The organism is Rhizobium sp. 01T417, from assembly GCF_056398905.1.
On record NZ_JBFTQH010000002.1, the window covers coordinates 337,330 to 353,057 of the forward strand.

Genomic DNA, 15,728 nt, shown 5'->3' on the forward strand with positions numbered 1-15,728 from the left:
CACATGACTGTCATTGAAGGTTAATAAGCAACCGGCATCGATTTTCAACCGATGCCGGTTTTTTCATGACCCCTCAACCTTCAGAGACCAATGCGGCCGTTTCGACGGCCGGCGTGGAATTGCACTATGGGGCGACCCCCGTTCTGAAGGGCATTGATATCTCGCTTTCCAAGGGCAAGACGCTGGCGCTGCTTGGGCCGTCCGGTTGCGGAAAGACCACTCTTCTGAGGCTCGTCGCCGGACTGCTCGCGCCTACGAAAGGTTCGATCGCGATTACCGGACGCACCGTTGCCGATGCCGCAACTGGCGCCTTCTCGCCGCCGGAAAAGCGCAACCTCGGCATGGTATTTCAGGACTATGCGCTCTGGCCGAACATGACCGTTGGCGGCAACGTCTCCTTTCCGCTCGAAATGCGCGGCGTCGGTAAATCCGAACGGCAGTCGCGGACGATGCGGGCGCTCGAACGCGTCGGTCTCGGTGCTTATGCCGACCGCCGGCCGAGCGATCTCTCCGGCGGCCAGCAACAGCGTGTCGCGATCGCGCGAGCGATCGTTGCCGAACCGCAGCTCATTCTCTTCGACGAACCCCTGTCCAATCTCGATCGCGAACTGCGTGAAAACATGGTCGGCGAACTTGCCGAGCTGATCGCGACGCTCGGCCTGACGGCAATCTACGTCACGCACGATCATAGCGAGGCGCTGACGCTGGCGGATGATGTTGCCGTCATGCGTGGCGGGCTGATCGAGCAGCTGGCATCGCCCGACGAGCTGATCGAGAAGCCCGCAACGCCCGAGGTGGCCGACTTCCTGCGCCTCGGCGGTATCGCCGAACTCGAATACCGCGACGAACACTGGTTCTTCAAAGGTAGCGGCCTTGCATTGCTGCGCGGCGTCGATGGTGTCGATTGCGCCGTTCGCGTCCTCATCCCCACCGGATCGATCAGCGCGGGCGAGATCCTGCCAGGCACACTTGCCGCAACGGTGCTGCGTTCGCAGTTCCGCGGGGATGGTCATCTGGCGACCGTCTCGCTGGTCGGCGCCGAAAAGATCGAATTGCAGGTTTTGAGCCGCGCCAAGCTGCGGCCCGGCGAGGGCATCGGTCTGTCGATCGATCCCGGCCAGATCCGCTGGTTCGGCAAAGAAATTCATTTGTCCAAAGAGGAGAATTTGGAGCATGCTTAAGTCGTTGAAGAGCATCACTTTCGGCGTTCTCGCCGTAACGTTGATGGCGGGCGTCGCCCACGCCGACATCACGGTCTATACCGCCGGTCCGCAGGGGCTGATCGACAAGCTGTCGGCCGGCTTCACCAAACAGACTGGGGTCAGGGTCAATGTCTTCCAGGCAACGACCGGCAAGGTCATGGCCCGTATCGAAGCAGAAGCCTCGAACCCTGTGGTCGACGTTCTCATTTCGGCTTCCTGGGATACGGCAACCGACTTCGCCAAGCGCGGCTGGCTCGTGTCCTACAGCAGCCCGAACGCCGCCAGGGTTCCTGATTTCCTGAAGACCGACACGGCCGTTGCCCAGGGCATCTCGGCGCTCGGCATCGCCTGGAACACCAAGAGCGGCACGCCGAAGCCCGCCGAGTGGGCCGACCTGACGAAGCCCGAATACAAGGACCTCGTCAATATTCCGGATCCGGCGCAATCCGGCTCGTCCTTCGAGCTGACGGCGGCACTGGCCGGCCAGGACGACTTCAAGCTCTTCAAGGATCTGAAGGATAATGGCGCGATCATCGCCGGCGCCAATGCCGAGGCTCTGAACCCGGTTCTGCAGGGTGCCAAGGCCGCTGTCTTCGGCGCCGTCGATTACATCACGCTCAACGCCAAGGAAAAGGGCGAGGCCATCGATGTGATCTTCCCGGAATCCGGCACCGTCATCGCGCCGCGTCCGGCGATGATCCTCAACTGGTCGAAAAACAAGGACGAGGCGAAGAAGTTCATCGACTACATGCTATCCGACGAAGGCCAGACGCTCGTTGCCGACCAGATGCTGATGCCGGCTCGTACCGACATTCCGGCAAACCGTCCGCTGATCAGCGATCTGAAGCTGCTGAAGTACGACACCGCTGCCGTTTACGGCAAGCGGAAGGAAACGCTGAAGCAGGTCACCGACACGTTCGGCGGCAAATAAGGGCAGGGCGATGAGGACGAACGATAGTAGCGGTGCTGCGCCGGCCGCCTGGCTGGCGATCGCGAGCTTGACCGTTGTCGTCGCCGTTCCATTCATCGCCGTTGTGCTTCAGGGCATCTTCCCCAACATCGGACAGGGCTCGTTCGCGGGCCCTTTCTCCTCGCTTGCTGCGACGCTTTTCGATAGCGCGCTGATCGACATGGCCGGGAACACCATTCTGCTCGGCAGTTGCGTGGTGCTGGCCTCGGCGCTGGTGGCGGTGCCGCTCGGCGTGTTTCGGGCACTCTACCGCATTCCGCTTGCACCGCTGTGGGATGTGCTCCTGCTCGTCCCATTCATGATCCCGCCCTACATCGCGACGCTTGGCTGGATCATGGCGCTGCAGCCGCGCGGCTATCTTCAGCAGATCGCGGGATTTAACCTCGCGCCCTTCCTCTTCTCGCTCTTCGGCATGACCATGGTCATGGCCTTCAATACCTTTCCGGTGGTCTATTTCGCCGTGTCGCGCACGGTTGAGGCTGTTGGTGCGCGTTATGCGGATGTCGGCCGCGTCTTTGGCGCGTCGCCGGCGCGCGCCTTCTTTCGGATCACGCTGCCGCTGTCGGCGCCCGGGCTCGTTGCCAGCCTGATGCTGGTCTTTGCCGCGGCGATCGAGGAATACGGTACGCCCGCTGCCCTTGGTCGTCGTGCCGGCTTCCAGGTGCTGGTCACCGGTATCGACCTGCGGATCTCGGATTGGCCGATCGATCTGCCGGGAGCGGCGATCCTGTCGATCCTGCTCGTCGTCATGTCTCTGCTGACATTCCTGCTGCAGCGATGGATCCTCGCCCGACGCTCCTATCAAACGGTGGGCGGCAAACCTGCTGCCAAGGACAAGCGACCGCTTGGGGCGATGAAGGTTCCCGTGATGATCGCCTTTGCCGTGGTTGCCTTCCTGGCAACGGGCGTGCCACTGCTATCGATCCTGCTCACGGCGCTGTCGCGGACGATTTCCGGTGGTCTGGCGCTCGACAACATCAGCGCCGAAAACTTCCTGTCGGTCTTCAACAACAGCGCCGGCGCTCTGGGGGCGCTCGCCAACAGCTTCTCGCTTGGCATCGGCACGGCCTTGATTACCGGGCTCATCGGCGTGCTGGCCGCCTATACGGTCGTCAAGACGAAGATCCGCGGACGCGTGGCGATCGACACGATGACGATCCTGCCGAATGCGCTGCCGGGCATCGTCGTTGCCGTCGGGCTGATCCTTGCTTGGAACATGCCATGGCTGCCGGCGACCCCCTACAACACGGCATTCATCCTGCTGCTCGCCTATTGCTGCATACTGCTGCCGCAGCCGGTGCGCTATACGACCGCGGCCTTCCAGCAGATCGGGGATAGCCTGGAAGCGGCGGCCCGGGTCTTCGGCGCAAGCGGGGTAACCGCCTTTCGCCGCATCCTCCTGCCGCTCGTCTTCCCGAGCCTTGCTTCGGCGATGCTATTGGTCTTTGCGCTCGCCTCGCGCGAACTGGTGGCCTCGGTTGTCGTGGCGCCTGTCGGCATGCAGACGATCGCCACCTTCATCTGGCGCCAGTTCGAACAGGGATCGATCGGGCTCGGCATGGCGATGGCCTTCATCGCTATCCTCATCACGACGCTCTTGCCGCTTCTGCTGCTGACGCTGCTTCGCCGCAGTGGTTTGGTGGCGGAATAGCGCCTCACCGGCGACGCCTCGTAGCAAAACTGTCGCTGAAGTTTCGAAAAACCGTCATGCCGCCTTCAAACGCATGACATGACAGCCGCCATAGGTTCGGCCCTCCCGTTAGCCGGATAGACCTTGGCATGACATTGACTGAAACAACCCGCCGACGCTTCCTCTCATCCATGGGCGCCGTTGGCGGATTTGCACTGGCGGGGCTGGCGATGCCCTACTACGCGCGCGGCTCGTCAAGTCGCCCGGTCTTTACAGCAGGCGTGCAATCCGGCGATGTCGATGCGAATTCGGGTATGGTCTGGGCGCAGGTGAACCGGCCGGCACGACTGCATGTCGAGTATTCGACGAGCGACCGGTTCGCCAACGCGGTGCGCGTCGCGCCCATAGACGTGACACCGGGCACCAATCTTGCGGGAAAGCTGCTGCTCCAGAATCTCCCTGATGATCAAGAGATCTTCTATCGCTTTCGTGCGGCCGACCTGCAGGACCTCAACGACCTGTCGGAACCCATCCATGGACAGTTTCGCACGGCGCCGGCGGGCAAGCGCAGCATCCGCTTCGCGTGGTCTGGGGATACGGCCGGCCAGGGCTGGGGCATCGACGAGGAGGGGATGCGCACCTATTCGACGATCGCCTACCATCGCCCGGATTTCATGATCCATTCGGGCGACACTATTTACGCCGACAATCCGATCACGGACGAGGTCAGGCTGCGAGATGGCGGCGTTTGGAAAAACCGCGTCGTCACCGAGGCAAAGCGCGACATCGCGCAGACGCTCGACCAGTTTCGCGGCCAGTGGACCTATAATCTGCTCGACGAGCACGTGAAGGCGTTCAATGCGGTCTGCCCTGTCTTCTACCAATGGGACGATCACGAGGTGCTGAACAACTGGTCGCCCTCGACCGACCTCCGTGATGATGATCGCTACAAGGAAAAATCGATCGCCACGCTTGCTGCCCGCGCAAGCCGTGCCTTCCACGAGATGACGCCGATCCGTTACGTGGCCGATGAGCCCGGTCGGATCTACCGCAAGGTGTCTTACGGTCCGCTGCTCGATGTCTTCTTCATCGACCTGCGCTCCTATCGCGGCCCGAACAGTCATGGGCTCGATGCCGAGTCGACGCCGGAGTCGCGGCTTTTGGGCGAGCGCCAGCTGGCGTGGCTGAAGCGGGAACTGGTGCGTTCGACCGCGACCTGGAAGGTGATCGCCTGCGATCTGCCGATCGGGCTGGTGATCTGGGACGATTACGGCCACCGGACGGGCAGCGAGTCGATCTCCAACGGCGACAATGGCGCCCCGCTTGGCCGCGAGCTGGAGTTCGCCGATCTGCTGCGCTTCATCCGCGATGCCGGCATAGCGAACATGATCTGGCTGACAGCCGACGTGCACTACACGGCTGTACACTATTACGATCCCGGTAAGGCCAAGTTCCGCGAGTTCCTGCCATTCTGGGAGTTCGTTGCGGGTCCGCTGCATTCCGGAACCTATGGGCCGCAGGAACTCGACATGACTTTCGGACCGGAGGTGAAGTTCATGAAAGCCGCACCCGGCGGTGCGGAGCAGAACCTGCCGCCGTCGGCAGGCATGCAGTTCTTCGGGCTTGTCGACATCGACGGGCAGACCGAGCAACTGACCGTGAGGCTGATGGATCGGAACGATACCGAGCTGTGGCGGACGACGCTCGATCCGCAGATATCGAGTTGACGTCCATGCATGGCAGGCAATCCGGCCTCCCCCCTTTCGCAAACGCGAAAAACACTGTATGAGCCGCCCAAATGAAATTGGCGCCTTCTCCCAGCGCGGCGCCCCAGCTTCAGAGATATAGACATATGGCACTTCGCAACATCGCGATTATCGCGCACGTTGACCATGGCAAGACGACACTGGTTGACGAACTCCTGAAACAGTCCGGCTCGTTCCGCGAGAACCAGCGCGTTGCAGAACGCGTCATGGACTCGAACGACCTGGAAAAGGAACGCGGCATCACGATCCTTGCCAAGGCGACATCGGTCGAGTGGAAGGGCGTTCGCATCAACATCGTCGACACCCCCGGCCACGCCGACTTTGGTGGTGAAGTCGAGCGTATTCTCTCGATGGTGGACGGCGCGATCGTTCTGGTCGACTCCTCCGAAGGCCCGATGCCGCAGACCAAGTTCGTCGTCTCCAAGGCGCTGAAGGTCGGCCTCCGTCCGATCGTTGCGATCAACAAGATCGACCGTCCCGATGGCCGCCATGAAGAAGTCATCAACGAAGTATTCGACCTCTTCGCCAGCCTCGACGCGACCGACGAACAGCTCGACTTCCCGATCCTCTACGGTTCGGGTCGCGATGGCTGGATGAACGTCAATCCTGAAGGCCCGAAGGACCAGGGTCTGGCACCGCTGCTCGACCTCGTGCTCAACCACGTTCCGGAGCCGACGGTTGCCGAAGGCCCGTTCACGATGATCGGCACGATCCTCGAAGCCAACCCCTTCCTCGGCCGCATCATCACCGGCCGCATCAATTCCGGCTCGATCAAGCCGAACCAGGCTGTCAAGGTTCTCGGCCAGGATGGCAAGCTGATCGAATCCGGTCGTATCTCCAAGATCCTCGCCTTCCGCGGCATCGAGCGCACCTCGATCGATGAAGCGCATGCAGGCGACATCGTCGCGATCGCCGGCCTCTCCAAGGGCACGGTTGCCGACACCTTCTGTGATCCCGCGATCACCGAGGCGCTGACCGCGCAGCCGATCGATCCGCCGACCGTCACCATGTCCTTCATCGTCAACGACAGCCCGCTCGCCGGCACCGAAGGTGACAAGGTCACCTCGCGCGTCATCCGCGACCGCCTGTTCAAGGAAGCAGAAGGCAACGTCGCGCTGAAGATCGAAGAAGCCGAAGGCAAGGATTCGTTCTACGTCTCCGGCCGCGGCGAATTGCAGCTCGCCGTTCTGATCGAAACCATGCGCCGCGAAGGCTTCGAGCTCGCCGTGTCGCGTCCGCGCGTCGTCATGCACCGCGACGAGAACGACCAGCTGATGGAGCCGATCGAGGAAGTCGTCATCGACGTCGATGAAGAGCATTCCGGCGTCGTCGTGCAGAAGATGTCCGAGCGCAAGGCTGAAATGACCGAGCTGCGTCCTTCGGGCGGCAACCGCGTTCGCCTGGTCTTCAACGCGCCGACCCGCGGCCTGATCGGCTACCAGTCGGAACTCCTGACGGATACGCGCGGCACTGCCGTGATGAACCGCCTGTTCAAGGACTACCAGCCTTACAAGGGTGAAATCGGCGGCCGCACGAACGGCGTTCTCCTGGCCAACGCTCCGGGCGAAGCCGTTGCATACGCCATGTTCAACCTGGAAGATCGCGGCCCGATGATGATCGAGCCCGGCGAAAAGGTCTACATGGGCATGATCATCGGCATCCACAGCAGAGACAACGACCTCGAGGTCAACGTCCTCAAGGGCAAGCAGCTGACCAACATCCGCGCCGCCGGCAAGGACGAAGCCGTCAAGCTGACGCCGCCGATCCGCATGACGCTCGACCGCGCTCTCTCCTGGATCCAGGACGACGAGCTGATGGAAGTGACGCCGAAGTCGATCCGCCTGCGCAAGATGTATCTCGACGCCAACGACCGCAAGCGCTTCGCCAAGGCGAAGTCCGCCTAAGCGACTGAAGTCTTTCAGCCTTCAACCCCGGCCATTGCGCCGGGGTTTTTTATTTGTGCAGTCTGCCGAATCTCGCTTGTCGCAATAGTTAAAAAAGCGTTAAATTTCAGCTGTCGTCCACATGTTTAGCCTGTGGGCAAACAACCTGAATGCGCCGGGCGCATATGGTTAATTGCCGACAATGGGACCAGAGTACGCGTTATGAAGACGTTGTCGATCGATGTTCGGCGGGCCGAACCGCACGATTCCCGAGCCATATCGGAAGTGCATCGGCTTGCGTGGCAGCACACCTATGCGGGGATCATTCCGCATCGTGCGTTGCGGCAGATGATCGAGCGTCGCGGCGAGAACTGGTGGCGCAAGGCCACCCGCGGGCCGGCAACGCTTCTCGTTCTCGACGTGGCCGGCACTGTCGCAGGCTACGCAACGCTCGGCCTCAATCGCGCCCGCGCCCTGCCCCAAGAGGGCGAGATCTACGAACTCTATCTTCGGCCGGAGTACCAGGGCATTGGCCTTGGCCACATGCTGTTCGGCGAAGCACGGCGGCTCCTGAAGTCGCTTGGCTGCAACGGATTGGTCGTCTGGTGCCTCGAGGAGAATGAGACCGGCGCGCAGTTCTATCGCAGCCATGGCGGCGTCGACTATTGCGAGGGCATGGAAACGTTCGACCAGAAGCGGCTAAAGAAAATTGGCTTCATTTGGGGTTGAGGCTCTTCCTTGCCTATCGCTTTTTCCAGCGAAATTGACAGTTGCTGTCGTCACGAAAACTTGCAAATCTTGAACATAAAAGACTACGAGCGGCTCACGAAGGGTGCCGATGCCCGAGCGATCGGGTCGATCGACACCATGTCCGACGCCTTATTCGCCGACATGGAGCGCGCGGTCGAACAATATGCTGAGGACGACGAGGTCGGGCGATGAGTGTTTACGACGACATCCAGACCGCAGCCGTCTTCGCTATCCTTTATGTGGACGGCCCCCTGCTCGCAAGATATTCTGAGACGGATTTGATCCGATCGCTTGCGCCCATATGTCCGGCCTTTTGTTGTGCTCGCACATGAGCGCTGGCCAAGATGGTTTCCGCAGCGTGAGTTCCAAACATCTCTACGACCTTGCAGAAGGCCAAAGGATAGGACGGAGTGTCTCACGTCTTGGATCGATCGATCACACCATCTAATCTCCTATCTTGCAAGTTCGGTTGTCAGCAACTCAACGTGAATCTTAAGTTAGAACTTTCCGTATCGTGCTGATTTTCATGTGGCGCCCACCATCAGGGCTGACGCATATTTTGCGTTGTAACTTTCCCCGGTCACCATGAGCTTCCAGGCGATACGCGCCATCTTGTTGGCGAGGGCGACGGCTGCCAGTTTCGACGGCTTGCGGTTGAGCAATTCGGCCAGCCACGGAGAAGTCTTGCCGTGTCGGCGAGCATGCTGAATGACAGTCGTCGCCCCGGCCACCAGCACCGCTCTCAATGCCTCATCGCCTGCCTTCGTGATGCGTCCGAGTCGCAGCTTGCCGCCGGTCGAGTGATCCTTTGGCGTCAGCCCAATCCACGCCGCGAATTGGCGGCCGGATCGGAAGAGCTCTGGCGCCGGTGTCTTCATGATCAGAAGCGCTGCGCCGATCGGACCAATGCCAGGAATAGTATTGAGACATTTGCAGCGTTCGTCAGCTCGCTGCCATGCCATGAGCCTGGCATCCACGTCCGTAATCTTTTCTTGCAACTGGGCGTATTCCTCCGCCTGGCTCGCGAACAATGCCCGTGCCAGCTCCGGCACGGTCTCGTCGGACTGTGTTCGTTCAAGCAGCAAGGGAATATGCGCCAGTCCCTTGGCGACGGAAATGCCGAATTCAGCGGCGTAACCTCGGATTGCATTAGCGAGTTGGGTGCGATTGCGGATCAAGCGATCCCTGACGCCGACCAACATGGTGGCGGCCTGCTCATCGGCTGCCTTGACCGGTACGAACCGCATCGTCGGGCGGCTCATCGCCTCGCATAACGCCTCAGCGTCCGCAGCGTCGTTCTTGCTCCGCTTGACATAAGGCTTCACGAGTTGCGGCGCGATCAACTTCACCTCATGCCCGAGGTCGGTCAGCAGCCGAGCCCAGTGATGGGAGCCGCCACAGGCTTCGATGGCGATCACGGTTGGCGGACAGATCCTGAAGAAGTCGATCATTTCCTTGCGGCGCAGCTTTTTGCGCAAGACCGGTTTCTCAGCGGCATCCACGCCATGCAGCTGAGAAACATGCTTTGACGTATCCATGCCGATGCGAATAATCTTATCCATGGGCGGCTTCCTTTGTTTGAGATCTTAACGACTCACTCTGGCACGTTTCGATGCCGTTCGGGGGCCGTCCACACCAACATCTCTGGCATCGAGAAGCAGGAAAAGGCGAGAGGGAGGACGCAAGGAGCGCCCCGTCGCGGTCGGCGTGCGGATAGCGCGTGCCGATGGTGACCTGGTGCTGTTTTTCCCGATCACCACGAAACAGCCCGAGCGGGACCGGTTCGCCTTCGAGATCCCGGCAATCGAAAAACGTCGCGCCGGCCTCGATGCAGATCGCCATCTCTGGATCATCATGGACAAATTCAACAGCGACGTCATCGGTCCACTCGTTCTATCTCGAACCGGAGCCGCCAATTGGCCGGTTCAGCAAGGCCTTCTTCCTGCCGATACTGCGCGAATTCATCGCGCGCCGTAAATCGCCCTCCCAAGTCAGCCGCCATCGCTAAGACGGCAATTCTCCATTTGAGCCCCCTGAAACGGCATCAATCCTTACTGTGACAGGCAATGTGTTGATTGCGGCAGATGCGGTCATGCACAGTTCGATGGCGGACGCGGAAACGCGCCCATTCTTCGTTACCGATATGGACGACGAACTTCGAATTCCATAGAGCACCGCAAAAATATCTGCCTTGGCAAAAACCGAAGACGTTGCGTTCGTTGTTTATGGCCACGACGCTGCCCAGTAGGCATCCCTGTGTCGATCTCCAGCCGCAGCGGCTCGGCCGACGCTAACCCAGTGTGCCCTGCACCGACCGTCCCTGGCATTAGGCTAAATTAGGCTATGTTGTCAGCCCCGCCTTGCCAGCGACCGAGCGATGTCGACAATATCATCGCGGCCAGCGGTTGGGTCTTCTCTGTTCCAGGCAATGCCAAGCCCGATCCTAAAGTCGATCCCGCTTACCTTCTTCAGCTCGAAGCCGCGATTGGGAAGATCAAGCGTCCACTCCGGGGCAAAGCCGATGCCAAGCCCGGCAGAGACCAGCGACACCAGCGCATAGGTGTCATCGCAGCTGAAGGCAATGTTGGCGGTGAGGTCGTATTCGGCGAACTTCTCATTGAAGTAGCGYTCSGTGAACGACAGGTTCTGCCGRTTGAAGGCGATGATCTTCTGAGTGCGCAGATCATCGATGCTGATCTCCTCCTTGGCWGCCAGCGGATTGGCATGGCCAACCGCCAGATAGTAGCGCTCATGCGCAAGCGAGACGAAGCGCAASGAGCCGATGTTTTCCACCGGGCGGATGAAGCCTAGATTGAGCTGGCCGGTCTCCAGGCCGCGGATGATCTCGCCGGTATTGCCAGACGCGATATGGATGCGGACATCGGGAAACTTGCGGGCGATCTTGGCAAGGAAGGTCGGCAGCATGCCCATGGTGGCCGGATAGATGCTGCCGATCCTGATCTGGCGGATACGACTGCCGCCGGCTGCCCGCGTCAGTTCCGTGGTCAGGTCGATGTCGCTCAGGATCCGCACACAGCGATCATAGAAGGTTTCCCCTGCCCGGGTCAGCTCCACCCTTCTGGTCGAGCGGATGAACAGCGGACAGCCAAGTTCCCTTTCCAGCGACATCACATGATTGCTGAGCGCCGGCTGGGCAATACGCATCCTGGCTGCCGCCCTGCCGAAGTGCAGCTCCTCGGCCACCGCTTTGAAGTAGGAGAGTTGGCGAAGTTCCATATCAGATAACCGATCTAGAAACTGTTGACTGGCGAGCAAAATTCAGCGGCCAAATCGGATTGGCGGCTGGTCACTTGGAAAAAGTCGCGCAATTATAGGCACGCGCTTCTCGAAGAATCAGCGCATTTTGCCTACGGGTGTAGTGATACTTTGCGCAAAGAGGCACGTCAAGCGTTTTCGCTACGTGCGTATTTATTTTTAGGGCTGATATGACGAATTTGACTCCAGAGGCGAACAGAGCAGCTCGGGCGATCTTGAAATGGTCGGTTCGTGAGCTTGCAGATAAGGCCGGGATTGCCTTTTCGACGGTGCATCGCTTCGAGTCGACTGGTAATGCAACCGAGACCACTAAAGAAAAAATCAAGGCTGCATATGCCGCGCATGGTGTGGAGATCACAAATGGGGATTACACTGGAGCTCGACTCCGACTTCATCGGCCCAACGGTTCGTAGCTAATTTTGCCGCGAAATCGTCATCGCTACACATCCCCCACCCAATTCCTTGCCCACGCAAAAGAGCTTTTCAGGTTTTTGCTGCTGCGCGGATTCCGCTCGGTCCGCCGCACTGGTCTCGATCGCTGCGGCGAGCTATCACATTTACCTGCTGCACCGGATTCTGCCGGAGGCCCTGTTTGATCGCGCCAATCCCGCGACTTTTACCGCGCTGCTACCGGTCGCAGTATCGGTCGTGTCCGGTCTATTGAGCGGCATACTTGCCTATCAGCTCCAGCGTCGCATCATGCTTGGCCAACGATTGTGGGTAGGGTTGAGCCGACTCGGTGATTACCTGCGCCATCTACTGTCAAGCCGACAGGGGGTGTCGTTCGGATCCGCTCCGCCTCTTGCAAGCGAACAGCAGAGAAGTCGCGTGTCACCTTGACGGCCCCCTTAGACGGGCCAATCCACATTGGCGTGTTGCGTTGCGGGATGATTCCCAGTATCTGGCAACCATCGACTTAACCGTTAAAGGGAAGCTCTATGCGCATTGACGCGATTTCCATCGGCAAGAACCCGCCGGAAGATGTCAACGTAATCGTTGAGGTGCCCGTCGGCGGCCATCCGATCAAGTACGAGATGGACAAGGAAGCTGGTACGCTGGTTGTTGATCGCTTCCTCTATACGCCGATGACCTACCCGGGCAACTACGGCTTCGTGCCGCACACGCTTTCGGAAGACGGCGATCCGATCGACGTCCTCATCGCCAGCACGCGTCCGCTTGTTCCGGGCTGCGTCATCAACGTGCGCCCGATCGGCGTTCTCAAGATGGAAGACAATTCCGGTAAGGACGAGAAGATCATCGCCGTGCCGTCGCCGAAGCTGACGCTGCGCTACGAGAAGGTGAACGACTACACCGACCTTCCCGAGATCACGCTGAAGCAGATCGAGCACTTCTTCGAGCACTACAAGGATCTCGAACCCGGCAAGTGGGTGAAGATCTTCGGTTGGGGTGATTCCAAGGAAGCCGGCGCACTGATCCTCGAGGCGATCGAACGCGCGAAGAAGGCAAAGGCCTGATCAGCTTTCGAGAAGAGTTTGTAATTTCCTGATCAAATCCTCCGGGTCGCCGTCGATCCGGAGGATTTTTTTGCGCGACATTTCGCCTGAGGCGAGGCTGACCGATGACTTTGCGATGCGAAGCGATTTCGCCAAGAACTCGATCAACGCCTTGTTCGCCTTGCCCTTCTCGGGAACGGCAGTCACTCTGGCTTTGAGATGGGCTTTGCCCTCGGCGTCTGTCTCCACGCCGTCGATTGCGTCGCGTCCGCCACTCGGCGTCAGACGAACGGTCAGAGCAATGTGGTCGTTGAACGCCGCCCAGGGCTGGCTCATGCCACCAGCGGGAAGATTGAATTCCACATCAGAGAGCGCACGAAGAAGATGATCAGCAGCAAAATGATCGGTGAGATGTCGATGCCGCCGAGATTTGGCAGTACGCGGCGGATCGGACGCAGCAGCGGTTCCGTCACATTGTAGAGGAACATGCCAACCGAATTGACGAACTGATTGCTGGAGTTGATTACGTTGAACGCATACAGCCAGGAAAAAATAGCGCTGGCGATCAGCACCCAAGTGTAGAGATTCAAAGCCAAATCAATGGTTTGAAAAAGCGCAAGCATTGCAATCTCCAGTTCGTTGTTGACAGACATGTAGACATTGGCGACTAAACCGGCAAGTGCTGTCTCGAAACGCATTATAAATCATGTTTAACAGCGGCGTCGTGCGTTGGCGTCTGGCCTGTTTTCTGGAAAGTCTCCATGTCTTTTTCGCCAACCGGAGATCGTTTTGCCGCGTTCCGGTATCCGTCTTACACCCGGTTCTTTTTCGCGCGGTTTCTGCTGTCTTTTTCGCAGCAGATCGTCAGTGTGGCCGTCGGCTGGCAGATGTACGACCAGACCGGCAGTGCCATCTATCTCGGACTGATAGGCCTAGTGCAATTTCTGCCTTCGCTGGTCCTGATCCTTGTCACCGGATCCGTAGCCGACCGGCACAATCGACGTGCGATCGCCGCCATCTGCTCGCTCATCAGCGCCTTGTGCACGCTGGCGCTGCTATTGATGACGATCACAGGGACGTTCTCGCCGTTGCCGGTATTTGCCGTCCTGCTGGTTTTCGGCATCGAGCGCGCCTTCATGTCGCCGGCTGTGCAATCGCTGGCGCCGAACCTTGTGCCGCCGGAGGATCTGTCAAACGCCATCGCCTGGAATTCGTCTTCATGGCAGCTGGCGGCGATCACGGGCCCCGTTCTCGGTGGTCTTTTGTATGGCATCAACCCTCATACAGCCTATACGGTCGCGGTCATCTTCGCTGCTCTTGGCGCAGCGCTGCTCTACATGATCCCCAAGCCGCCGCAGAAGACGATGGGTGAAGCCAAGAGCTGGGATATGATCCTCGGCGGCTTCCGCTACATTCGTGCCGAGAAAGTCGTGCTGGGTGCCATATCGCTCGATCTCTTCGCGGTGCTCCTCGGCGGTGCGACGGCGCTGATGCCGATCTTTGCGCGCGATATCCTGACACTCGGGCCCTGGGGGCTCGGTCTCCTGCGCGCGGCACCCGGGGTCGGCGCGATCGCCATGGCGATTTTTCTCGCCGCCTATCCGCTCAAGCACAGTGCCGGCATTGCCATGTTCATCGGCGTTGCCCTGTTCGGCATCGGTACGATCGTTTTCGGATTTTCGACCAGCACGGAGCTGTCGATCGCGGCGCTCGCCATCATGGGTGCGGCCGACATGATTTCCGTCTATGTGCGGGAGAGCCTGATCGCGCTCTGGACGCCGGACGAACTGCGCGGCCGTGTCAATGCCGTCAACATGGTCTTCGTCGGTGCCTCCAACGAACTCGGCGAATTCCGCGCGGGCACGATGGCTTCCATTTTCGGCGCCGTCCCTGCGGTTATTATCGGCGGCATCGGAACGCTTGCCGTCGCGGCAATTTGGGCCACGAGCTTTCCGAAGCTGCGCAAGATCGACACGCTTGATGCGCCGGAGCGGCTGGAGCCGGTGTGACGGCCTTCAGGTCGAGACGATGACTTCCGCTTCGATTTCGACCGGAAAGTTCAGCGGCAGACCGGCAACGCCAATCGCGGATCGGGAGTGACTGCCCACCTCAGGTCCAAATACCTCGATGATCAGCTCGGTGAAGCCGTTGATTACGGCTGGCGGATTGGCAAAGCGGGGCGCGCAATTGACCATGCCGAACACACGACACCAGCCAGTAATGCGATCGAGACTACCCAGCTCCCGCTTCAGGCTGCCCAACATGGAAAGCGCGACTTTCCGCGCAGATGCCTTGGCCTCCTCGATGGAGATGTTTTCACCGACGGCTCCAAACGGGCCGGCAGGTGTTCCATCGGTATTCTGCGGGCCATGGCCTGAGACGAATGCGCGATTGCCGCGCACATTCACCCACGGAAAAGGAAGGACCATGTTGGAGGGCAGTTTCAGGGGCTGCGGTAGAACCAATCCCATCGCGGCAAGTCTCTGCTCATAGTTGGCCATGGAATTCCTCCGGACATAGCTTTGGTCCGTCATTGCGCGCGGCAATTCCAAGACCGGGTCGTGGATCGGAACGCATTCCTGCTGGTGAATATAGCCAGAGTGATGGTACGCGCCGACCTTAGCACGACGCGGTGCCTGGCGCACCCGTCTAGCAGGCTGTTGAAAAAGTCTGCGGTTTGGCCTTGAGGATGGCCTCGTCGCCGTTGTGGTATGCGAACGTGATCTCGACCGAGCCGTCGTCGAGTAGTTCGGCATGACCGTCGCCCGAGACTTCGTCCATCTCGTCAAATCCATAC

14 protein-coding genes and 1 pseudogene are annotated in these 15,728 nt (G+C 59.8%); 10 read left to right on the forward strand and 5 right to left on the reverse strand.

Translation table 11 applies throughout. From position 1 onward, the window contains the following. The first annotated feature begins 65 nt into the window (after positions 1-65). From AC1DPR_RS03765 to AC1DPR_RS03795, 7 genes are all read left to right on the forward strand, one after another. The gene (locus AC1DPR_RS03765; RefSeq protein ID WP_018855785.1) at positions 66-1,181 is read left to right on the forward strand and encodes an ABC transporter ATP-binding protein; all 1,116 of its coding nucleotides are present in this window, start codon (positions 66-68) and stop codon (positions 1,179-1,181) included. Then, positions 1,174-2,133, forward strand: a complete 960-nt coding sequence (locus AC1DPR_RS03770; RefSeq protein ID WP_018855784.1) for an ABC transporter substrate-binding protein — start codon at positions 1,174-1,176, stop codon at positions 2,131-2,133. Before AC1DPR_RS03765 ends, AC1DPR_RS03770 begins: the two co-directional genes overlap by 8 nt. A gap of 10 nt (positions 2,134-2,143) precedes the next feature. Then, the gene (locus tag AC1DPR_RS03775) at positions 2,144-3,823 is read left to right on the forward strand and encodes an ABC transporter permease (RefSeq protein ID WP_477815764.1); all 1,680 of its coding nucleotides are present in this window, start codon (positions 2,144-2,146) and stop codon (positions 3,821-3,823) included. Between the two features lie 128 nt (positions 3,824-3,951). Then, positions 3,952-5,529, forward strand: coding sequence for an alkaline phosphatase D family protein (locus AC1DPR_RS03780; protein WP_192303238.1), 1,578 nt, complete (start codon positions 3,952-3,954; stop codon positions 5,527-5,529). Positions 5,530-5,654: 125 nt separating this feature from the next. Further along, entirely contained in the window at positions 5,655-7,472 is a 1,818-nt protein-coding gene (typA, locus tag AC1DPR_RS03785; protein WP_018855781.1) for a translational GTPase TypA, read from the forward strand. A 201-nt stretch (positions 7,473-7,673) separates the two neighbouring features. Then, entirely contained in the window at positions 7,674-8,180 is a 507-nt protein-coding gene (locus tag AC1DPR_RS03790) for a GNAT family N-acetyltransferase (protein WP_018855780.1), read from the forward strand. A 69-nt stretch (positions 8,181-8,249) separates the two neighbouring features. Then, on the forward strand, positions 8,250-8,393 hold the full coding sequence (locus AC1DPR_RS03795; RefSeq protein WP_477815765.1) for a hypothetical protein: 144 nt from the start codon (positions 8,250-8,252) through the stop codon (positions 8,391-8,393). A 332-nt stretch (positions 8,394-8,725) separates the two neighbouring features. Here the strand turns inward: AC1DPR_RS03795 and AC1DPR_RS03800 are convergent, their stop codons facing one another. Continuing rightward, entirely contained in the window at positions 8,726-9,763 is a 1,038-nt protein-coding gene (locus AC1DPR_RS03800) for an IS110 family RNA-guided transposase (protein ID WP_477815766.1), read from the reverse strand. A gap of 50 nt (positions 9,764-9,813) precedes the next feature. Between AC1DPR_RS03800 and AC1DPR_RS03805 the strand changes: the two are divergent. Beyond that, positions 9,814-10,209: pseudogene (locus AC1DPR_RS03805) on the forward strand (hypothetical protein). A gap of 341 nt (positions 10,210-10,550) precedes the next feature. Here the strand turns inward: AC1DPR_RS03805 and AC1DPR_RS03810 are convergent. After that, complete coding sequence (locus tag AC1DPR_RS03810; RefSeq protein WP_477815767.1) at positions 10,551-11,438, reverse strand: LysR family transcriptional regulator; 888 nt, start codon at positions 11,436-11,438, stop codon at positions 10,551-10,553. A 977-nt stretch (positions 11,439-12,415) separates the two neighbouring features. On the opposite strand from AC1DPR_RS03810, the gene ppa reads away from it, so the two are divergent. Next, entirely contained in the window at positions 12,416-12,952 is a 537-nt protein-coding gene (ppa, locus tag AC1DPR_RS03815) for an inorganic diphosphatase (protein ID WP_018855774.1), read from the forward strand. Here ppa and AC1DPR_RS03820 read toward each other — a convergent pair whose 3' ends face one another. Next, positions 12,953-13,267 carry a DUF167 domain-containing protein gene (locus AC1DPR_RS03820; RefSeq protein ID WP_018855773.1) on the reverse strand — a complete coding sequence of 105 codons (315 nt, stop codon included), beginning with the start codon at positions 13,265-13,267 and terminating at the stop codon, positions 12,953-12,955. It abuts the gene before it with no gap. Next, positions 13,264-13,554 carry a YggT family protein gene (locus AC1DPR_RS03825; RefSeq protein ID WP_016556606.1) on the reverse strand — a complete coding sequence of 97 codons (291 nt, stop codon included), beginning with the start codon at positions 13,552-13,554 and terminating at the stop codon, positions 13,264-13,266. The genes AC1DPR_RS03820 and AC1DPR_RS03825 overlap by 4 nt, the downstream gene beginning before the upstream one ends. Before the next feature lie 138 nt (positions 13,555-13,692). Here AC1DPR_RS03825 and AC1DPR_RS03830 point away from each other — a divergent pair, with 138 nt between their 5' ends. After that, a complete protein-coding gene (locus tag AC1DPR_RS03830) occupies positions 13,693-14,940 on the forward strand; it encodes an MFS transporter (protein WP_062374159.1) in 1,248 nt (415 codons plus the stop codon). Positions 14,941-14,946: 6 nt separating this feature from the next. Here AC1DPR_RS03830 and AC1DPR_RS03835 read toward each other — a convergent pair whose 3' ends face one another. Next, positions 14,947-15,432: a RidA family protein gene (locus AC1DPR_RS03835; RefSeq protein ID WP_018855770.1), complete on the reverse strand. Its 486-nt coding sequence runs from the start codon at positions 15,430-15,432 to the stop codon at positions 14,947-14,949. Between the last annotated feature and the right edge of the window lie 296 nt (positions 15,433-15,728).